This is a genomic window from Salinicola sp. LHM, assembly GCF_034479735.1.
Classification (GTDB): Bacteria; Pseudomonadota; Gammaproteobacteria; order Pseudomonadales; family Halomonadaceae; genus Salinicola; species Salinicola salarius.
Window position 1 is genome coordinate 2778906 of the sequence record NZ_CP140261.1, and the last position, 20180, is coordinate 2799085.

14 protein-coding genes, 1 tRNA gene and 1 pseudogene are annotated in these 20180 nt (G+C 66.7%); 6 read left to right on the plus strand and 10 right to left on the minus strand.

Features of this window, described 5'->3' with window-relative positions; all coding sequences use genetic code 11:
- Nucleotides 1-42: 42 nt before the first annotated feature.
- From R5R73_RS12720 to recC, 4 genes are read right to left on the minus strand one after another with little or no spacing between them, the layout of a single operon-like run.
- Nucleotides 43-852 (minus strand): creatininase family protein, encoded by an 810-nt coding sequence (locus tag R5R73_RS12720; RefSeq protein ID WP_322527716.1) that lies wholly within the window; start codon nt 850-852, stop codon nt 43-45.
- Complete coding sequence (gene recD / locus R5R73_RS12725) at nt 849-2927, minus strand: exodeoxyribonuclease V subunit alpha (protein ID WP_322527717.1); 2079 nt, start codon at nt 2925-2927, stop codon at nt 849-851. The genes R5R73_RS12720 and recD overlap by 4 nt, the downstream gene beginning before the upstream one ends.
- Nucleotides 2924-6853 carry an exodeoxyribonuclease V subunit beta gene (gene recB / locus R5R73_RS12730; RefSeq protein WP_322527718.1) on the minus strand — a complete coding sequence of 1310 codons (3930 nt, stop codon included), beginning with the start codon at nt 6851-6853 and terminating at the stop codon, nt 2924-2926. The genes recD and recB overlap by 4 nt, the downstream gene beginning before the upstream one ends.
- Nucleotides 6850-10737, minus strand: coding sequence for an exodeoxyribonuclease V subunit gamma (gene recC, locus R5R73_RS12735; RefSeq protein ID WP_322527719.1), 3888 nt, complete (start codon nt 10735-10737; stop codon nt 6850-6852). The genes recB and recC overlap by 4 nt, the downstream gene beginning before the upstream one ends.
- 245 nt (nt 10738-10982) lie before the next feature.
- Here recC and R5R73_RS12740 point away from each other — a divergent pair, with 245 nt between their 5' ends.
- The 3 genes from R5R73_RS12740 (at nt 10983) to R5R73_RS12750 (ending at nt 13814) form a co-directional block, all read left to right on the plus strand.
- The gene (locus R5R73_RS12740) at nt 10983-11825 is read left to right on the plus strand and encodes an EamA family transporter (RefSeq protein WP_071231322.1); all 843 of its coding nucleotides are present in this window, start codon (nt 10983-10985) and stop codon (nt 11823-11825) included.
- 163 nt (nt 11826-11988) lie between these two features.
- A complete protein-coding gene (locus tag R5R73_RS12745) occupies nt 11989-12993 on the plus strand; it encodes an amidoligase family protein (protein ID WP_276232565.1) in 1005 nt (334 codons plus the stop codon).
- A complete protein-coding gene (locus tag R5R73_RS12750) occupies nt 12993-13814 on the plus strand; it encodes a type 1 glutamine amidotransferase (RefSeq protein ID WP_322527720.1) in 822 nt (273 codons plus the stop codon). The genes R5R73_RS12745 and R5R73_RS12750 overlap by 1 nt, the downstream gene beginning before the upstream one ends.
- Here R5R73_RS12750 and R5R73_RS12755 read toward each other — a convergent pair.
- The 3 genes from R5R73_RS12755 to R5R73_RS12765 all read right to left on the minus strand — a co-directional run bounded on the left by R5R73_RS12755 (nt 13789) and on the right by R5R73_RS12765 (nt 17498).
- Nucleotides 13789-14694: a cation diffusion facilitator family transporter gene (locus tag R5R73_RS12755; RefSeq protein WP_110635646.1), complete on the minus strand. Its 906-nt coding sequence runs from the start codon at nt 14692-14694 to the stop codon at nt 13789-13791. The genes R5R73_RS12750 and R5R73_RS12755 overlap by 26 nt on opposite strands.
- A gap of 81 nt (nt 14695-14775) precedes the next feature.
- The gene (locus tag R5R73_RS12760; protein ID WP_110635649.1) at nt 14776-16080 is read right to left on the minus strand and encodes an MFS transporter; all 1305 of its coding nucleotides are present in this window, start codon (nt 16078-16080) and stop codon (nt 14776-14778) included.
- Between the two features lie 110 nt (nt 16081-16190).
- Complete coding sequence (locus R5R73_RS12765) at nt 16191-17498, minus strand: MFS transporter (protein ID WP_322527721.1); 1308 nt, start codon at nt 17496-17498, stop codon at nt 16191-16193.
- A 282-nt stretch (nt 17499-17780) separates the two neighbouring features.
- Here R5R73_RS12765 and R5R73_RS12770 point away from each other — a divergent pair.
- The 3 genes and pseudogenes from R5R73_RS12770 to R5R73_RS12780 all read left to right on the plus strand — a co-directional run.
- Nucleotides 17781-17981 (plus strand): annotated as a pseudogene (locus tag R5R73_RS12770) (chromate transporter); the annotation flags it as partial.
- Between the two features lie 187 nt (nt 17982-18168).
- Nucleotides 18169-18393 (plus strand): type II toxin-antitoxin system HicA family toxin, encoded by a 225-nt coding sequence (locus R5R73_RS12775; RefSeq protein ID WP_322527722.1) that lies wholly within the window; start codon nt 18169-18171, stop codon nt 18391-18393.
- A gap of 3 nt (nt 18394-18396) precedes the next feature.
- A complete protein-coding gene (locus tag R5R73_RS12780) occupies nt 18397-18789 on the plus strand; it encodes a type II toxin-antitoxin system HicB family antitoxin (protein ID WP_071231328.1) in 393 nt (130 codons plus the stop codon).
- Nucleotides 18790-18977: 188 nt separating this feature from the next.
- Here R5R73_RS12780 and R5R73_RS19300 read toward each other — a convergent pair whose 3' ends face one another.
- From R5R73_RS19300 to R5R73_RS12790, 3 genes are all read right to left on the minus strand, one after another.
- Nucleotides 18978-19190, minus strand: a complete 213-nt coding sequence (locus R5R73_RS19300) for an SOS response-associated peptidase family protein (RefSeq protein WP_416221241.1) — start codon at nt 19188-19190, stop codon at nt 18978-18980.
- 199 nt (nt 19191-19389) lie between these two features.
- Nucleotides 19390-19477, minus strand: a tRNA-Ser gene (locus R5R73_RS12785).
- Between the two features lie 139 nt (nt 19478-19616).
- On the minus strand, nt 19617-20177 hold the full coding sequence (locus tag R5R73_RS12790) for a nitroreductase family protein (protein ID WP_322527723.1): 561 nt from the start codon (nt 20175-20177) through the stop codon (nt 19617-19619).
- Between the last annotated feature and the right edge of the window lie 3 nt (nt 20178-20180).

Consider the following 20180-nt stretch of genomic DNA (forward strand, 5'->3'; position numbering starts at 1 on the left):
ACCTACGTCGGACGAAGACCGACGTCCGGACGACGCCGATCTTCAGGCGTCGCCCGGATTCCGATTGCGCAGTGTGGTCAAATCGAAGCGCCCCGCTTCCTCGACCACCCGCGCCAGGCGGGCACCGAAATGCTCGACCAGTCGTCGCCCGGTATCGGCATCGGCCAGCGTCGCATTGCCGGTGACGCCGCTCGGGTGCAGATCCTGGGCCATCCAGGCGTAGCCGGCATCGCCTTCAGGGCCTAGCGTGGAGCCGGCTTGTTCTTGAAGCCGGCCCTGCGATACGGCATCCGCCAGATGATCGACACGAACCTTGTGCGGCGCGAGGTGCAGCATCATCGACGTTTCCAGCGCGCCGCCATGCAAGCCATGGCGCAGCTCCTCGGCGGGAAGCGCCTGCTCCGGGGGCGCGAAGCGAAAGTAGTTGGCCTTGACCACCAGCATGCCATGGGCGGCACGCAGCTTGAGTGCCGCCAGATCGATGACCGCCTTGTTGCCGCCGTGGCTGTTGAACAGCACCAGGCGCCGGATGCCGGCGCGATGCACCGCCTCGCCCAGCGCCTCGATCACGGTCATCGCCGTCTCCGGCATCAGGCTCAGCGTTCCCGCAAAATCGGCATGTTCCAGACTCGAGCCCAGCGCCAGCGGTGGCAGCGCGATCACGCCCCGGGTCGACTCGAGCTGCCCCGCTGCCACGTCGAGCAGCCCCAGCCCGATATCCAGATCGGTCGAAAGCGGCAGATGTGCGCCGTGCTGCTCGATCGCCGCCAGCGGCAACACCGCCACCGTCGTCTCGTCGACCAGCCCGGCAAGCTCGGTGCTGGTCAGCTCCTGCCACTGATGAAGACTCATGCTTCCCTCCCTGACGAGTCGGTTGCGGTGGATGCCGCCGAGGTCTTCAGCAACCGCTCCGCGATGGCACTGTCCCTGACCACCCGTCGCGCCACGGCGTCGCGCAGCATCCGCTCGTCGCTGCCGCCGCGGGACTGAGGCTGGGCCAGAGCCAACGTCAGCCGTGAGCGCGCTCGGGTGATACCGGTGTAGATCAACTCCCGCGTGACGATGGGGTTGGCCCGCGCCGGCAGCGCGAACAGCACATGCTCGAATTCCGAACCCTGGGACTTGTGGACGGTCATGGCGAAGGCAGTCGCCGCCGCATCGAGCCGCGACGGCAGCACCTGACGCACGCCGTCGCCCTGCGGGAAGCAGACCCGCAGCCGCCCTCCCTCGTCGGGCAGCGTCAGCCCCAGATCGCCATTGTAGAGCCCGAGCTGCGGGTCGTTGTGCGTCACCATCACCGGCCGTCCGGCGAACCAGCCGTCGGTGCGCGAGATCCAGCCCTGCTGCCACAGTGCCCGCGCAATCCGCTCGTTCAATCCCTCGACGCCCCACGGCCCGCGTCGCAGCGCGCACAGCACCTGAAAGCGGCTCTGCAGCGCGAGGATCGCTGACGGCGAAGCCCCGGCCCGCAGCGCCTCGAACAGTTCCCGGTAACCCGCCACTATCGCCCGCTCGAACGCCGTGGCGTCGATATCCAGCGTCGCCAGGTCCTCGAAGCCGCCTTTCAGCGCCTGGACGAAGCCGCGGCCATCGCCGGCATTGGCGGCTCTGGCGAGCGCCCCGATGCCGCTGTCCGCCCGGAATCGAAAGCTCTTGCGCAGCATGGCGACATGGTCCGCCAGCGGATTGGTCTGGGTGGCGGCGGGCAGCGGCTCGCCGGCCACCGCCTGCAGATAGTCACGCAGGGGCTCGGAATATCCCACGCCGTCACCGACGCCGGCTCCCGCGCACAGATCCCCCAGGACCGAGCCCGCCTCCACCGAGGCCAGCTGGTCCTTGTCACCGAGCAGAATCAGTCGGGCGTCCGCCGGCATCGCCTCGAGCAGCGCCGCCATCATCTCCAGGTCGACCATCGAGGCCTCGTCCACCACCAGCAGATCCAGGCTCAACGGCGCCTCGGCGTGATGGCGAAAATGGCGCGTGTCCGGACGCGCCCCCAGCAGCCGGTGAAGCGTCTGCGCCTCCTGCGGAATCGCGTCGCGCACGGTCGCCGGGACCTCCAGGCGACCCACCGCCCCGGCGATCGACTCGGACAAGCGGGCTGCCGCCTTGCCGGTGGGTGCCGCCAGCCGGATACGCAGCGCCTCGCCGTCCCGCGCCAGCGACTGCTGCTGCAGCAGCGCCAGCAGTCGCGTCACGGTAGTGGTCTTGCCGGTGCCGGGGCCGCCGGAGATGATCGTCAACCGCTGGCGCAGCGCCAGTGCGCACGCCACGCGCTGCCAGTCAGGGTCGTCTCCCTCGCGCTGGTTGCCGGCGAACAGTGCCGCCAGCTGCTCCGCCAGTTCGTCGGCGACGGCCAGCGGCTGGCCCAGGCGCTGACGCAGGTGCGCCGCGACGCCGCTCTCGGCCTGCCAGTAGCGGCGCAGATAGAGTCGTTCGCCATCGAGCACCAGCGGCGTGGCGAGCCCCGAGGCCTCCCCGGCCAGCGCGACGATGGAGGACGCCGCCAGCACCGCCGCCCACCGCTGTGGCGTGACGCCCTCGAGCAGGGATTCCGGCAGCACCACGGCCTGCGCGGCGTCGTTCCCCTCCTCCAGCGGCGGCAACGACAGCGCGGAACGCGGCGCCTCCAGCACGCGGGATAGCGACAGGCAGACGTGACCGCGCCCCACCTGGTGGCTGGCGAGCGCGGCCGCCAGCCACAGCAACGGATCGTCGCCCGGATCGCGCTCGGCGAGAAAGATCGCGAAGTGGCGGTCGAGCTGGCGCAGCCAGCCGAGCTCCACCCATAGCGCCAGCGCCTCGAACAGCGCCTCTCGCGTCAGCGCCGGCTCGTCGACATCGAGCGCCAGGGTGAACTGATCCGCCTCGCGGGAACGCGGATCCGGCTGTCGGTCGGGTTTCTGCGACAGGGGTCGGCGGTTCATGAATGAGTCTCCCTGGACTGACGCAACAAGGCTCTCGCCGGCTTAGTGTCCCCTTCGAGCCAGGCATCCAGCGCCTCGATCAGCGCCCGGTCGGGGCGGCGATGGAACACGCCGTTCGCCGTCGCCGCGGCGAGCGTGGTGGAAGGCGCTGGCGCGTCTCCGGGCGCGACCTCAGAAAGCCCCCGAAGAAAGACGTAACAGGCACCGCCCACATGCCGGTCGTAGTCATAATCCTCCAGCCGCGACTTGAGCAGGCGATGCAGCGCCAGCACGTAGAGCACGTACTGCAGGTCGTAACGGTGATCCACCATCGCCGCGGCCAGCCGCTCGCCCTGATAATCCGCCGGATCGTCGCCCAGATGGTTGGACTTCCAGTCGAGCACGTACCAGCGCCCGCCCGCTTCGAAGGTCAGGTCGATATACCCCTTGAGCATGCCGTTGAGCTTGCGCGGCGCCAGCCGGGGCCGCAGCCCGGGCAGCGGTTCGAGCCGGGTGACGAGCCGGTCCAGCGGTTCGCTCCACGCGTCCGAGGCCGGCAGCCAGAATTCCAGCTCGGTGCGCCACGCCTCGAGCCGGTCGAGACGCACCGGGTGGCCATCGACATGCATCAGCGGCAGTCGCAGCCGTTCGATCAGCCAGGCGTGCAGCAGCGACGCCCAATCGGCGTCGAAGCCGCTCATCGCCAGGCGCCGTTCGATATCGCGGCGCAACGCCACGGCATAGGCAGGGTCTTCCAGGCGATCGAAATCGAGCCTTTCCAGCAAGCCGTGCAGGAAGGTGCCCGGCCGCGGGCCTCGCGGGAAGTCGAGCAGCGAACGGATGCTGGGCCGCGGTACCGGATCGCGCTCGCGGCTGACCTCGATGTCCAGCGTCGCCGGCAGATCCTCGCTGGCTGCCGCCGCATCCTCTCCGCCGCCTTCGCCGGCCGTATCGCGGTGCCACGCCTCCTCTCCCCGGTCGGTATCGCCCAGGGCCCGGCGCGCGTCGGCAATCAGCGAGGTATAGGAGGCGATCCACCAGTCGTCATCGATCTGCCCCCGAAAGACGCGTGCCGGCTTGGTCTGCGGTGCGAACGCATCGATTCGCAGCCGGTGAACCGGCGCCTCGGGCGGGGGCTCGATCGCCAGCCACCCGGCTTGCTGGCCTTCTTTCAACCGTCCCAGCAGCGCCGCGCCGTCGTCTTCCTTGTCGCTGCCCAGCAGCCGCCCCAGCGCCGTCTCGTGCAGGCAGCCGCTCTTGCCACGACCGCGGCCGACATGCGCCACGCCCAATCGGCAGGCGTAGGCGGCGCGGGTCAGGGCGACATAGAGCAGCCTTACATCCTCGTCGAGACGGGCCAGATCGGCCTCGCGCTGCTGGGCGTCGTCCGGCGACGCCACCATCACGCTGCCTTCGCCCTCCGGCGACTTCAACGCCAGCAGCCCGGTCTGGCGGTCCGGCTCCGCCGGGCGGTGCGAGCAGATGAACGGCAGCAGCACGATGGGATATTCGAGTCCCTTGGACTTGTGCACCGTGATCACCCGGACCAGATCCTCGTCACTCTCCAGACGCTGGCTGAGCGCCTGGCTGTCCAGCGTCTCGACGCCTTCCTGCAACGCGCGATGCCACCAGCGCAGCAGCGCCTGCTCACCGTCGAGCCGCTGCTGGGCGTTCTGCGCCAGTTCGCCGAGATGCAGCAGATCGGTCAGCGCCCGCTCGCCGTCGGTACGCTGGGCAAGCCGCTCGGCGATACGGAAGTCCCGCATGACGGTGCGTAGCATGGGCAGCACGCCGCGCCGCTGCCACTGGCGGTGGTAGTCGCTGAAGCGCTCGACCTCGCGCTCCCACGCCAGTTCGTCGGCCAGCAGCGGCTCCAGCGCCTGCGGCGAGTCGTTGAGGAGCTTGGTCGCCAGCGCCGCCTTGAGCCTGGCGTCCTGACGCGGCTGGGCCACGGCTTCGAACAGCTGCAGCAGCTCGAACGCCTGGGGCGTATCGAACACGCTCGAGCGCTCGCTCAGGTAGACGCTGCGGATACCGCCTTCGGCGAGCGCCGCGCGAACCTTGAGCGCCTCGCCGCCATGGCGGACCAGAATGGCAATGTCGGCGGGCTGCACCGGGCGCTCGCCCTTCGCCCCCTCGAACCGCCATGCGCCTTCCAGCAGCCGCTGCACCTCCGCCCGCGTCGCCGCCGCCATCACGTTCTGGTATTCACCGCGGGAATGGCGCTCGGTATCCGGCCACCAGACGCCCAGCGCCGCTACCGGCTGGCCGCCCCGGTCGACCAGCCGCGTCGACTTGGGGTTCGACTCGACGGCGACGAACGGAATCTCGTCGCTGCCGAAGGGTTGCGGATGACCCCGGAACAGCGCATTGGTGGCCTCGACCATGGCCTGGGTCGAGCGGAAATTGCGCATCAGCGTGAAGCGACTCGGCGTCGCCCGGCGCGCGCGCAGGTAGGTATGGATATCGGCCCCGCGAAAGGCGTAGATCGCCTGCTTGGGGTCGCCGATCATTAAAAGCGCTGTCGTGGCCGGATCGCTCTCCGGCGCACGGTAGATGTTCGAGAAGATCCGATACTGGACCGGATCGGTATCCTGAAATTCGTCGATCAGCGCCACCGGCAGCTCGTGGCGGATGCGCGCCGCCAGCCGCAGCGCCGCGCTGTCGTCGGCTCTCGTTTCGCTCTCTGTAGCCACTATGCCCGCTGGCCCGTCCGATGACGGGGCCGGCCGTGCCAGGGCGGCATCGAGATCGTTAAGCAGGTCCGAGAACTCCCACAGCCCCTGGCGGCGCTTGTCGGCAGCGAAGCTCACCGCGATGCGGTCGCGGGCGTGGGCCAGCACCTGTCGGGCGACCGCGTCGAAGGGCCGGCCGTGGGCGGCGAGGCGATCGAGATGGGCAAAGAACGGGTGCGTTGGCGCTGTCAGCCCTTTCTGGGCCGCGCTCTTCAGCAACGCCCCCGCGAGCTTCTCCTGACTCAGCCAGAAGCGCCCGCTGCTGTCGGTGATCTCCTCGGCGGCCTCGAACTCGCCCCGGGCCAGCCAGCTTTCGAACGCCGCCAGCCGATCGGCCAGCTCGTCGGGCTTGAACCGGCTCTTGTTGAGCACGCCATCGTGGAATGCCTCGGCCATCAAGGCGCCGATGGCATCGCGATCCCAGGCCGCCGCCAGCGCCGCTTCGATGGACTCCCGTTCGTGCAGCCCGCTTTCCAGCTCGGCGAACAGCGCGGTCAGGGAGTCCGGCGCTTTTACCGCCTCGCCGGCGACCCACAGCGGCTGGGGTTCGCCATCCTTCAACAATGGCCGCAACGCGGCCGCCAGCGCTTCCGGCCCGCTCCACTGCGAACGGATCTGGCGCTGCCAGCGCTCGTCGAGCGGATAGAACTCGCACCGCCAGTAATCCTCCACCGCCCGAGCCAGCAGCGCCTGACCATCCTGCAGCAGCTCGGCGGAGAAGCGTGCGCCGGCGTCGAAGGCGTGGCGGGTCAGCATGCGCTGGCAGAAGCCGTGAATGGTGAAGATCGCCGCCTCGTCCATCAGCCGCGCCGCCTGGTCCAGCCGCCGGGCGCCGCTGCGGCAGGCCGTCTCGCCCGCCGTGGCCAGCGGTTCCAGCAGTTCGGCCAGTACCGGATCGTGGCGATCCTCGGCGCTTGCCAGCAGCCAGTCGCGGGCCTGCTTGAGACGCGCCCGAATGCGCCCGCGCAGCTCGGCGGTGGCGGCTTCGGTGAAGGTCACGACCAGGATCTCGGGCGGCGTCAACGGCCGGGGGAAATCCACCGTCTCGCGGCCGGGCAGCGGCCCCAGCACCAACCGCACGTAGAGCGCGGCCAGGGTGAAGGTCTTGCCGGTGCCGGCGCTGGCCTCGATCAGATGATGGCCGATCAACGGCAGGCCGACGAGCTCGAGCGGGACGGTTTCTTCCCGGTTTTCATTCGTGACACCGCTCATTCGCTCGCTCCCCCTCGAGACCGGGTCGACGAGGGTTTCGATAACGGCTTCGATGACGCTGGCGTTGCCACCGCCTGGGAATGGAAATGGGAATGGGTCTGCTGGGACGCTCGCAACAGGACCTCCAGTATCGGTTGATAGTGGGCCACGCTCTCGCGAACGCCGCCGGCCGCCTCGAACGCCTCGAAATCCGGCCACAGCTGGCCGAGACCGCCTTCGCGCTGAACCAGCGACGGCATGCCGAAGCCGCCCTCGTCGTACGTTTCCGCCAGCCGGTCGCGCCAGCCGGGATCGAGCGATTCTCCCGCCGCCAGCCCGCCGAGCGCCTCGCGATCGGCCAGGCTCCACAGCGTCTTGACCAGCGCATCGCTGGCGGGCAGCGGCGCGCACCAGGCGCGCCACCAGGTGCGAAGCCAGTGGCCGAGACTCGCCCGCGCTTGCGCCCTCTCCAGCGTCGGGAACTCCAGCCAGCGGTCCTCGAAAATCGCCGTCCACCGGCAGGGTGACTCTCCGCTGGCGTTGACCAGCAGCCAACGAACGTAGCCCGCGTAGAGTCGATGCGGCTTGCCGAGCTTCTTCCACGGGCCGTCTCCCGAGCCCTTACCATCGGGCTTGAAATGGCCGAAGTGGCTGGTCTCCAGCGTCACCAGGCCAAGACTGCCTGCCTTCCCGCCGTCATCGTTTTTGTCACCCTCATCGTTTTTGTCACCCTCATCGTTTTTGTCGCGGTCATCGCTTTTATCGAGATAAAGACCGTCGACTCGGGCCTCCAGCGCCAGCGCGGGACAGTCGGTCGTCGCGTCGATCGCGAACCGCAGCATGGGCGGCGTCAGCGCTTCGGCGCCGTCGACCCGGCGATGCCAGCTCTCCAGTTGGGTCTGCAGGCGCCTGAGCGGCGGCTCGATCGTCGCCAGGCCGAAACCCGCCGCCGGCAGCCGCCCCGCCAGACGCAGCCGGTCGGCGACCTGCGCCAGCGGCTCGTGGCGACGGCCGGCATCCAGCAGCTCGCGCTTGAGCGTGTGATCCTCGAGGGCATCGAGAATGAACGGCTCGCTGTCCTCGTCGGGCACGTCGGGATCCTGGAAGCGCACGCCCAGGCGGCCAAGGTAGACGCTCCAAGGCCGGCGCAACAGCCGCTGCAGATCGGCAAGCCCGAGCGCTTCCGCTGGCGCGGGCACGGCATCCGGCGCCGCAGGCTGCGCCGTCTCGGTATCCGGATTCTCAGCCAGCAGATGCAGCGGCTCCCAGCTGGTATCGAAGGTGTAACGCGGATCGTCGGCGTGGAAATAGCGCCGCGAGAACGGCTGCAACGGATGCGCCTCGATCAGTCTCGCCGCCAGCGCCGCTTCGTCGTCCTGTATCGAAGCGTCGCCCGGGTCCGGCCGCCAACCCTGCTCCAGCGTGTCGAGCAGCTCGCCGATCAGCACCGAGGGCGGTCGTGGGGTGTTGTCGCGCTGATCGAAGCCGACCCAGGAGAACGTCAGCCGTTCGCGGGCGGAGAGCAGCGCCTCGAGCAGCAGGTAGCGGTCGTCGTCGCGGCGGGAGCGATCCCCCGGACGCGGACGCTGCGCCATCAGGTCGAAGTCCTGCGGTTGGCGCGTGCGGGGATAGGCGCCGTCGTTCATCCCCAACAGGTAGACCTGCCGGAACGGAATGGCGCGCATCGGCATCAGCGTGGCGAAGTTGACCTTGCCGGCCAGAAAACGCTGGGCCAGGCCACCCTCGTCGAGCTCCGCCCTGAGCGCGTCGCGCACCACGGCGAGGCCGATCGGCTGGGTAAAGGCGGCCAGCTCGCAACTCTGCTGCCAGCGGCCCAGCGCCTGATCCACCCGCGCCAGCACGTCATGCTCGTCCAGCGAGGTGGGGGCGAACAGCGTGTCGATCAGCTGCCGCAAGCGCGCCAGCCAGTCCTCCGGCGTGGCGGCGCTGTTCAATGCCTCGCACTGGGCAGCCATTACGCGTATCAGCTCGGCCAGCCGCCCGGCCAGATCCGCTTCCAGCCCGCCCACCTCGTCGTAGGGCACGATCTCGTCGAACTGCCACGCGGTGCTGTCGGGTAGCGGGCCGGTAGATCGTCCCGGCGGCAATGGGCCGGTAGATCGTCCCGGCGGCAGCGGGCCGGTAGCGTACCCCAGCAGCATGCGCTCGAGCCCGAACGCCCAGCTGTTTTCATGCAGCGCGGGAAAGCCGAGCGATCGGCGGTGGGCGCCGGACAGCCCCCAGCGCACGCCACTCTCCGCCAGCCATTGGCGAAGGCGTGGCAGCTCCGCTTCCTCGATGGCGAAGCGCGCCCGAAACGCCGGAACGTCCAGCGCATCGAGCAGCTCGCTCACGCCCAGCCGGCGTTCGGGAAGCTCCAGCAGCGACAGGATCAGCACCATCATCGGATGCGCTTCACTGGCGACCTGATCGGCGATGGTGAACGGAATATGGCGGGGATCGTTCGGCGGCAATTGACCGAAGACCGCCTCGATGTAGGGCGCGTAGACGTCGATCTCCGGCACCATCACCAGAATGTCCCGGGGCCGCAGCGGCGTACCCTGGCTGCTGGCCTCCTCGAACGCTGCCAGCAGCCGATCGTGCAGTACCTCCACCTCGCGCAGTGGCGAGTGCACGCTGATGAGTGACAGCGAGGCGTCGTCCGGGGCGATCAGCCGTTTGCCGCTTTCCCGGGTCCGTTCTCCGGGATGTCTGAGATCGAGAATGTCCTGCTGCAGCTGGTTGAGTAGCGGGGCCCGTTCGGGATGCGCCTCATCGACCGTCGCCGGATCGCGGAACAGATCGGTCTCGACGTCGAAGCCGCCGTCCTGGCTTTCGAACTCGTAGAGGCCGACGATGAAATCCCGCCCTTGCGCGCCCCAGGCAGCCAACAGCGGATTGGCCTGAAGGTGCAGCGCTTCCTCGTCCAGCGTCTCGAGCCACGGCGCTTCCGGATGGCGGGACTGCTGTCTCGCCACCGCCTCGGCGGAAAGCCGTCCGGCGCGCTTGATCGCTTCCCGGTCGGAGACGATATCGCCCCAGTAATGTCGACACGGATTGGCGATCATCAGGAAGACGTCGATGACGCCGGAAAGCGCGTGCAGCGCCTCCAGCGTCTGGGACGGCAGCGCCGAGATGCCGAACACGAAGAGCCGGGGCGGCAATCCTGGCGGGCAGCTCTCCAGCTGTCTGGCGGCGCGCAGGAATCGCCCGTGCAGGCTGGCGCGGTGAAACGCCCTCTCGGCCGGGTCGGCATCGGCGATGAGCGCTCGCCATAACGCCGGCTGCCAGCGCTGGTCGGCGGGCAGATCGGCCGGGGCGTCCTCCCCCGCTTCCCAGGCGGCCAGCCAGTCGGGGCGGTAGTTGAGGTACTGATCGAACAGATCCGCCAGGCGGACTGCCAGTTGCCAGCGCTTGCGCTCGGCCTGTTCGACGGCCCGGCGCTGTGCGCTCTCCTCCATCGCCGCAGACGATTCGACGCTCTCGTCGTCGTGCGACCGGCCCGCCGTGGCATTTTCCAGCCCGGCGCTCAGGTAGTGGGCGAGCGGCGCGAAGGTGACCGGGTCGCTGGCGATCTCGCCTTCCAGCAGCCGCAGGATGCGCCATGCCAGCGGGCGCTTGTCGAACGGCGAATGCAGCGGAATCGGCCGGCTTTCGCCGTCTTCTCCGGCCTGTTCGAGCACCGCACGATAGGCACGCCAGACGAAGCTCGACGGCAGCGGGAAATCCACCGAGGCGGCGATGCCGTCGGCCTCGGCCAGCGAGAGGCGCAGCCACTGGGCCATGCCGTTGGACTGCACCAGGAAGGTTTCCGGGGTCAGCGGCGGCAACCGGTGGCGCTTGATCAACGCCAGTGCCAGATCGTGCAGGTCTTCGAGGTGATTGGCATGCAGGACGCTGAACATCCGCTCTCCCGGGTTCTTGGATCGAGGGTCGATGAGGCTTCGATAAAGACGCCATCCTACCGTGGTGTGGGGCGACGATCACCCGATGCCTGTGGCAGGATGTGACGTTCTCGTGTCAACCATGTCGTCGCCGCCATCACGGCATTCGTGGCAGCCAATGCGTGGCAGCCAATGACAACGTTCACGGTAGCCATGACGACCTCCGCAGTGACTAATAACAATATACGTAGCAACAAGGACTTCCATTGACGACATCCGTCTTCCTCGCCGTGCTGGCCGGTGCTCTGATGCATGCCAGTTGGAACGCTCTGGTCAAGGTCGGCCTGGACCGACTGCTGAGCATCTCGCTGATCCAGGCCGCCTGCGCCGTGATCGCGCTCGCCGGCGTGGCCTTCGTGCCACTGCCTCAGCCGGCCGCCTGGCCGTGGCTGGCCGTATCGACGCTTTTGCATATCGGGTACAACGTGTTCCTGGCCCGCGCCTATCGGGTCGGTGATCTCGGCCAGATCTACCCGATCGCTCGCGGTTGCGCGCCCCTGCTGGTCACGCTGATCAGCGTCTTCGCGCTCAGCGAACATCCGTCATGGATCGGCTATCTGGGTATCGCGGTGCTGGTGCTCGGCATTCTGTGCATGGCTTTTCGCGGCGGCAAGGGGCCGCGGCTGGAGCGCGCCTCGCTGATCAACGCGCTGACGACCTCCGTCTTCATCGCCGGCTATACGCTGGCCGACGGCAGCGGTGCCCGCGCCAACGGCGATGCGATCGGTTACGTGGTCTGGCTGTTTCTGTTCGATGGCTTCGGCATGCTGCTGGCGCTGGTCGCCATGCGTGGCGTCCGCGCCCTGCCCGAGCTGACCCGCTACTGGCGGGTCGGCCTGCTCGGCGGCGCCCTCTCCATCGGTGCCTACGGCATCACGATCTGGGCCATGACCCAGGCGCCGATCGCGCTGGTGGCGGCGCTGCGGGAAACCAGCGTGCTGTTCGCCATTGCCATCGGTATCGTCTGGCTGAAGGAGCCGTTGCGCCGCGAACGCTTGCTGGCCGGCGGCCTGATTCTGGGTGGCGTCATCCTGGCGCACTGGGGTTGATCGTCGACTGTCATCCTGCGTCAGGACTGCTAGGCTAGGAGTAATGACTTCTCGCTCTGCCAATGCCGCTTCACCCGCTTCCGGCGCGCATTCGCCCCATATCCGGACTCGAGCCATCGAGGCGACAGCCATCACCACGACAGCGATCGGCAAGGAGCCCATTTTGCCTCTCACCGCTCCACCGCACGCCACCAACACCGACGGCCAACCGCGCCGGGTCGGCGTCGAGCTCGAGTTCGCCGGCATCGGGCCGATCCAGGCGGCGCGTCTGGTCGAAATGACCTTCGGTGGTCGTGTCGAACAGCACAGCGCGCATCGACTGCAGGTCACCGGAACACCATGGGGCACGTTCCACATCGAGCTGGACAGCAAGTATGTCCACCCGGACGAACAGCTGCTCGATCGCGCTCGTACCACTGATGGTCAGCCGCCGGGTTTCGGCGAGCACCTGCGCGCCAGCGTGCACAGCCGTACCCGCGAATGGCTGGGCGATATGGTCGCCGGCCTGGTGCCGACGGAGATCGTCTGCCCGCCGATTCCCTGGGACGAGCTGGCGCGCCTGGACGAGCTGTTCGCGGCGCTGCGCCGCCACGGCGCGGAAGGCACCGATGCCAGCCTGCTCTACGGCTTCGGCCTCCATCTCAATCCGGAAATCCCTTCTCCCGAGGTGGAGAGCATACTGGCCTATCTGCGAGCCTATCTGATCCTGGCCGACTGGCTGCGCGACGAGATCGTCGTCGACGTGACCCGGGACATGCTGCCCCATACGCGGCCGTTTCACAGCGACTACACCCGCAAGATACTGGCACCGGACTACCGCCCCACCCTGCAGGCTCTGATCGACGACTACCTGATCGCCAACCCGACCCGCAACCGGGAGCTGGACCTGCTGCCGCTGTTCGCCTGGCTGATGCCGGATCATCCCAACGCGCTGCTACGGGAAACGCTGGTCAAGCCACGGCCGACCTATCACTACCGCCTGCCCAACGCCGCGCTCTCCGACCCGGAATGGGGCGTGAGCGTGGAGTGGAACCGCTGGGCGGAGGTCGAACGTCTTGCCGCCGATCCGGATCGCCTGGCGGAGCGCAGCGCGGCCTATCGCGAGCATCTCGCCCAGCCGACCCTGAGCCGCTGGCTCGACTCCCTGCGTCACTGGATGCGTCATTGATGGCTTCACCGAAGCACGCTACGACAGTCTCGGGGGAAGCCCCGGGAAACGACAGGAAACGTCCGCTGATCGGCATCACCACCTCGGATCACAAGAGCCTTCTGGCCTGGTGGTGCGACTGGATCTCGGTGTGGCGCGCCGGCGGCAGGCCAGTGCGAATCTCTCCGGCGCGCCCGCTACAGCAGGCGGTGGATGGCCTGATCATCGGTGGCGGCGACGATATCGGTGCCCAACGCTACGGGGGCGAGGTTCAGTTGAATGTCCGCGTCGACCCCGCCCGCGACGAGCTCGAGCTCGACCTGCTGGCCGACTACCTGCCGACCCGCGTGCCGATCCTGGGTATCTGCCGTGGCGCCCAGATGATCAACATCCACTGCGGCGGCAGCCTGATCGAAGACATCCAGACGACTTATAGCCACATCAAGAACCGGCGCACGGTGCTGCCCCGCAAGCGAATCGAGATCGAACCGTTCAGCCAACTGGCCGACATTCTCAATCGCCGCTACTGCCACGTGAACAGCCTGCATCATCAGGCGGTGGATCGCCCCGGGGACGGCCTCAAGGTGGTCGCCCAGGACCGCGACGACCTCGTGCAGGCGATCGAGAGCGAAAGCCACCCGTTTCTCATCGGCGTGCAGTGGCACCCGGAATTCCTGCTCTTCAGCCGTTCCCAGCAGCGACTGATCCGGGCGCTGGTGGAAGCCTCGAGGCACCGCGAGGCTGAATCCAGAGAGGCCACAGCCAGCGAGGTCAAAATCAGCGACGTCGAGGCCAGCGAGGCCACAGTCAGCGAGGTCAAAGCCAGCGCGGATCCGCCGTGAAGGAGACGGTAAACCAGCGCTGTTCGGCGGGAATGGAGAGCCCTTCGGCGATCTCTTCCCGGATCCGGTCGAGTTCGGCGATCCCGCTACCGCTGGCGAAATCCGGTGTGGTAACGATGTGGATCTCGATGTTGTGCACCCGTCCGGTCTTGGCGACATAGCTCTCGAAGCGCTCCAGCCCCGGCCGCTGCATGACTGGCGCCATCGCCTCGCGAACCTCGCGGTCGAGCCGCGATGGCGCCATCATCAGTACCTCCCGCATGGCGCGATACACGATGCCTGCCGGCACCGGCATGAAGCCAAGCGTCAGCACCACCAGCAGCGTCGAATCCACGTAGGGTATCCAGGGCGCGAGAGCCGTCCCCTGCATCACCAGTGCCGCGGCAAACGCCACCAGCAAGGCGCTGGTGATCAGGGCCGCCATCAGCCAGTTCTGAATGTCGATCTTCACGAAGTCGGACCGGGCCTGACGATTGAGCCGACGTTCGACGAATACCATCACGTAGCAGATCACGCAGACGATCAGCGAGTAGCCGATCGCCATGTCGACAGCCAGCGGGTTGCCGCCCTGGAGCAGCGTGCTGAGCGCATTGAGGAAGGCGTAGAAGCACAGCAGCAGCAGTATCGCGCCGTTGAGCGCCGCCGCCATCGGCTCGAAATGCCAGTACCCCAACTGGAAGCGTCGCGTCGATTCACGGGCGACCAGTTTCGATACCAGCAGCGCCAGTAGCGACATCGCCGCATCGATCGACGAAAAGACGCCGTCGAACAGGATCGAATGCGATCCCGACAGCAACCCGAATCCGACGCCGAGCCCCGCCACGACCAGCGTCGTGGCGATGGATAGCTTGAGTGTCTTCTGCTCGAGGGAGACGTCCACGCCACACCCCTTTTCGTCTTGTCATTGTGCGATTTGTCATGTGTGCCCCGGCACGCGAAACACCGGCCACGATGCCGACGTTCAGGAGGGCATCACGGCCAGCCGCCGCCCTGCCGGCGAGCGCAGCAGGAACAGGCCGATGATGACGCCCATGACCGACAGCGCAGCGACGTAGATCGCCGGCGACATCGGATACCAGCGCATCAGCGTGGTGACGATGATCGGCGTGAAGCCGCCGAAGATCGCATAGGCGACGTTGTAGGAGAACGAGAGCCCGCTGAAGCGAACCGCGGCCGGAAAGGCCTTGACCGCGATCGCCGGAATGGCGCCGGTAATTCCCACCGCGAAGCCGGCCAGCGCATAGAGCGGCATCAGTTGCTCGGGACGCTGACCGACGACGCTCATCATCAACCAGTAGCTCGCCCCCAGCAGCGCGCTCCATCCCACCAGCGTCGCGCCGCTGCCGAACCGGTCGGCGCACCAGCCGGCGATCACGCAGCCCACGATCAGGCACAGGATCGCCACCACGTTGGCCAGCGAGGCATCCAGCCCGGCGTACTGCGCCGCCAGCAGCGGCGGCGTCATCAGCATCACCACGACGATCGCCGCGGTCAGGATCCAGCTCACCGCCATGGCCAGCAGCACGCCGCCCAGGTGATCGCGAAGCACCGCCTTGACCGGCAGTTCCGCCGCCAGCGCACGGCGCTCGCGCATTTCGGCGAAGACCGGGGTTTCGCTCAGCCAGCGGCGCAGATAGACCGCCACCAGGCCGAAGATGCCGCCGAGCAGGAACGGGATCCGCCAGGCGCCGTCGGCCAGCTCCGCCGGCGAGAAGTGGGACTTCATGATCGCCGCTACCAGCGAGCCGATCAGGATGCCGGCCGCCAGTCCCGCCGATAGCGTGCCGCAGGCAAGGCCGACGTGGCGACGCTGGACGTGCTCGGTGACGAACACCCAGGCACCAGGCACCTCGCCGCCCACCGCCGCGCCCTGCAGCATGCGCAGCAGCACCAGCACTAGCGGCGCCAGATAACCGATGGCGTGATAGGTCGGCAGGCAGCCGATCGCCAGCGTCGGCAGCGCCATCAGCAGGATCGACAGCGTGAACATCCGCTTGCGACCCAGCAGGTCGCCGAAGTGCGCCATGACGATGCCGCCCAGCGGCCTAACCAGATAGCCGGCGGCAAAGATGCCGAAGGTCTGGATCTGGCGCAGCCACTCCGGCATGTCGGGTGGAAAGAAGAGCTGGCCGATGACCGTGGCGAAATAGACGAAGATGATGAAGTCGTAGAATTCCAGCGCGCCGCCGAGGGCCGACAGCGAGAGCGTTCGGACATCGTTGCGGGAGAGCGGGCGCGACGAGGTCGTGGTGGGATCGTGAGCCATATCGGTGTTCCAGGAGAATGACGCCCAGGGCGCCGTCACGGTCATTCCGGACGAAGCGGCCGAGGCCCGAACCCCGCGCGTCGGCGTGGCACGGACCTCGAGACGCCGTTTCAGTGCTGCATCACCGCCAGACGCTGGCCACTCGGCGCCCGCAGCAGGAAGATGCCGATCACCACGCCGAGGACCGCCAGCGCAGCGATATAGTACGCCGGCGCGGCGGGATGACTGGCCATCAGCGTCGAGACGACGACGGGGGTGAAGCCGCCGAAGATGGCGTAGGCGACGTTATAGGAGAACGACAACCCGGAAAAGCGCACCGCGGCCGGAAACGACTTGACGGCGACGGTGGGCACGACGCCGACGATCCCCACGCCGAAACCGGCCAGGCAGTAGAGCAGCATCAGCTGGTCGGGATGGGACGGCACCGTGTGCATCATGATCCAGTAGGCGATCCCCAGCAGCAGGCTCCACAGAATGATGGTGATGCCGCTACCGATACGATCGCAGCACCAGCCCGAGACCACGCAGCCGATGATCACGCAGACGATCGCCCACACGTTGGCCAGCGAGGCATCGATGCCGTAGAGCGTCTGCAGTAGGCTCGGCGTCATCAGCACGACCACGACGACCGCCCCGGTAAGGATCCAGGTCACCGCCATCGACAGCACCACGCTGTCCAGATGACGGCTGAGCACCCGCTTGACCGGCAGCCCTTCGGACAACGCTTTCTTGGCACGCATCTCGGCGAACACCGGCGTCTCTTCCAGATAGCGGCGCAGATAGACGGCCAGAAACCCGAACACGCCGCCGATCAGAAACGGCACGCGCCAGCCGTAGGCAGTCATCTCCTCGGGGGTATAGTGCGACTTCAGAAACGCCGAGATGATCGAGCCGATCAGGATGCCGGCCACCAGCCCGGAGGCCAGCGTGCCGCAGGCGAGACCGACATCCTTGCGCGAGACGTGCTCGGTGACGAAGACCCAGGCACCCGGGACTTCACCGCCCACCGCCGCGCCCTGCAGGATACGCATCAACACCAGCAGCAGCGGCGCCAGGTAACCGATGGTTTCGTAGGTCGGCAGGCAGCCGATCAGCAGCGTCGGCACCGACATCAGAAAGATCGACAGCGTGAACATCCGCTTGCGACCCAGCAGGTCGCCGAAGTGCGCCATGATGATGCCGCCCAGCGGGCGCGCCAGATAACCCGCCGCGAAAATGCCGTAGGTCTGTACCATCCGCAGCCATTCCGGCATGTCGGCGGGAAAGAACAGGTGGCCGATCACCGTGGCGAAATAGACGAAGATGATGAAGTCGTAGAACTCCAGCGCGCCGCCCAGGGCGGACAGCGACAGGATCTTGATGTCACCGCGTGACAGCGGACGCGACGGAGCCGCATCGTATTGAGGTGCGTTAGCCATAGCCGTGTTCTTTTTTCTGAGGCGTTGAAACGTGCGTGTGTCCAGTAGCCAACTTGCGTCACGGATGCTCGACAGAGGATGCCGTCCGCCGCATGAAGGGGCCATGACATTACCAGACTTTAAAAGTTCCGTCAGTGCGGCGCACCCGTTGACGAACGCCGCATAGACGCCCAGTCACCCCGGACGCGCCAAGTCTCCAGTATCGACACTCGCAGGAACGCCGGGGGACGCCTCGTCGTAGGCTACCCGAACGATCACCGTGGTCTTCATGCGCTTCGCGCCGCACTGATGCGCGGGGCCAAAGCGGCAGTCGTGGGCATTCTGGGCGCCGCCCTCTACCAGCCGGTTTGGACCAGCGCCATTCTTGGCCCCTACGAGTTTGCCCTCGCGTTGACCGGGTTCCTCTTGCTCAGCGTCTGGAAGCTGCCCGCCTGGGCAGTGGTCATCATCCTTGCCGGTGGCGGCATACTCATCACTCTGTAGCCAGCGTTGCCATCCATGCCAACGAGACACTATCCCGATATCCGATACCTACTTTGGCTTCTATCCCCACCCTATCGAACGCCAATTGCGGATCGTCCGATCGACAGGATCCACTTACCCGACGCCAAGTCGAAGACAACCTCCATGACAACGGTTACGGCACGCGGGTGCGGTGTGAAACCAGGAATTGACTCACGCTATATGTTGCGCAAAAATACACAACATAAAAAGCGCAGACGTCATTAAACGGTTGGAAGCCGAAGGCTGGCGACACGTCGGCGGCAAGGGCGACCACATGAAGTACAAACACCCGGAGAAGCCGGGGCACGTGGTCGTGCCACACCCCCGAAAAGACATCGCCACCGGCACCCTGCGCAACATCTATCGTCAAGCCGGTTGGGCCTGGAGGTAACACATGCTCTACCCCGTCTACATTCACAAAGATGCCGACACTGCCTACGGCGTCACCTTCCCTGACTTCCCCGGCTGCTTCTCGGCAGCCGATGAAATGGCGGACCTGCCTCGCATGGCTCAGGAAGCTGTCGAGGTGCATTTCGAAGGGGAAGATATGGCAATCCCTGCGCCCTCAACGCCAGAAGACTGGGAAGGTCACGAGGACTTTCAGGGGGGCTACTGGATGTTGATCGACATCGACCTGTCAAAGGTCAGCACCAAGGCGGTGCGCGTCAATATCAGCCTGCCCGAATCACTGGTGGCCAAGATCGACAGCGCGGCAAAAGCACGTCACCTCAGCCGCTCCGCCTTTCTGGCGATGGCTGCCCAGCACGAAATGAACGAATCGCGCTGATCGAAATGGTAAAGATAACGGTCCCGGTATCGCCGGGCCGTTGTCATTTTACGCAGTGATCACGTCACGCCACATACCGCCGCGCCTGGCTGATCATTACGCCCATCACCATAGCCTCCGTGCGAATAGCGTGCGTCACTCACGAACGTGAAAAAGATTTGTTACGGCTGAGCCGCGGGCGGGTTCGGTCAGTATCGCGACGCCCGGCTTGCCATCGGCGCGCTCGGCTGCAGCGCCCTCTCCCCTGCCCATTTCGGCTTGTAGCCCCACCAGACGCTATCGAACGTCAGCTGCGGATAGTCCGCCTCCCGACGTATCGACGAGATCCACGTCCCTGGCGCCACGTTGTAGCGTGGCGTGGGCGCATCGTGGACGCGAAGCTCACCGACGCGGGAGCGAATCGCGGGTAGGTACTGTACATGAGCCGGCTGATTCTAATTCGGTGGCGGAGGGGGAGGGATTGCTACGCTTGTCGGCGCTCGAAAAGCAAAATCGCGAGCGCCTCGGTGCGAACCGGAGGGTTCTCATCGCCTCCCCCGTCTCGAGCTTTATTCCAGACATGAAAAAGCCGGCTACGGGAGCCGGCTAATTCGGAATTCGTGGCGGAGGGGGAGGGATTCGAACCCTCGAAGCCTTTCGACTTACACACTTTCCAGGCGTGCTCCTTCGACCACTCGGACACCCCTCCGCATTGTCATTCCGTTCGCAATGGCTGTGCCGCTGCGTTCAGAACGGCGCACATAGTATCGAGCTAAACCTGTGATCGCAAGCCATTTTTCCTTTTCCGGCGACCTTTTACGTTATTCGTTGAGAACCCGGCCACCGAGTCAGGTCCAGCGCTCCACGTATTCGTCCGGATTGCGCGCTGGCGCGCTGGGGTAGCGCCCTCCTGCCTGGCCCAGATAGAGGTAGCCGATCAGCTCCTCATGCTCGCCGAGGCCGAGACCACGCCACACGATCTTGTCGTGCGCGTAGGTGCCGGTGCGCCACATGGCGCCGAGTCCCTGCGCGTAAGCGGCGTAAAGCATGGCGTGGGCGGCACAGCCGGCCGAGATGATCTGCTCCACCGGCGGCACCTTGGGCAGATCCGGGGTGATCCTGGCGATCACGGCGATGATCATCGGGGCGCGCTTGGGCTTCTTTCGGGCGGCGTCGAGGCTACCGTCGTCGATATGCGGATTGGCCTGATAATCGGACTGGGCAAAGAGTTCACCCAGACGATCGAGCCCTTCCCCGCTGATCTCGATGAACCGGTATGGCGTCATTTCCTTGTGATCCGGCGCTCGCAGCGCCGCGCGATAGAGCGCGTCCAGCTGCTCCGCGGTCGGTGCCGGACCGGCCAGCTTGCCCATCGAGCGGCGCTCGTGCAGCAGTGTCATGGCATCCATGTG

Excerpts from the sequence above, each read along its gene's own strand:
- R5R73_RS12720 (WP_322527716.1), bottom strand. The coding sequence starts at position 852 with ATGAGTCTTCATCAGTGGCAGGAGCTGACCAGCACCGAGCTTGCCGGG.
- R5R73_RS12760 (WP_110635649.1), bottom strand. The coding sequence starts at position 16,080 with ATGGCTCACGATCCCACCACGACCTCGTCGCGCCCGCTCTCCCGCAAC.
- R5R73_RS12750 (WP_322527720.1), top strand. The coding sequence starts at position 12,993 with ATGGCTTCACCGAAGCACGCTACGACAGTCTCGGGGGAAGCCCCGGGA.
- recD (WP_322527717.1), bottom strand. The coding sequence starts at position 2,927 with ATGAACCGCCGACCCCTGTCGCAGAAACCCGACCGACAGCCGGATCCG.
- R5R73_RS12790 (WP_322527723.1), bottom strand. The coding sequence starts at position 20,177 with ATGGATGCCATGACACTGCTGCACGAGCGCCGCTCGATGGGCAAGCTG.
- R5R73_RS12765 (WP_322527721.1), bottom strand. The coding sequence starts at position 17,498 with ATGGCTAACGCACCTCAATACGATGCGGCTCCGTCGCGTCCGCTGTCA.
- recC (WP_322527719.1), bottom strand. The coding sequence starts at position 10,737 with ATGTTCAGCGTCCTGCATGCCAATCACCTCGAAGACCTGCACGATCTG.
- recB (WP_322527718.1), bottom strand. The coding sequence starts at position 6,853 with ATGAGCGGTGTCACGAATGAAAACCGGGAAGAAACCGTCCCGCTCGAG.
- R5R73_RS12780 (WP_071231328.1), top strand. The coding sequence starts at position 18,397 with ATGCTCTACCCCGTCTACATTCACAAAGATGCCGACACTGCCTACGGC.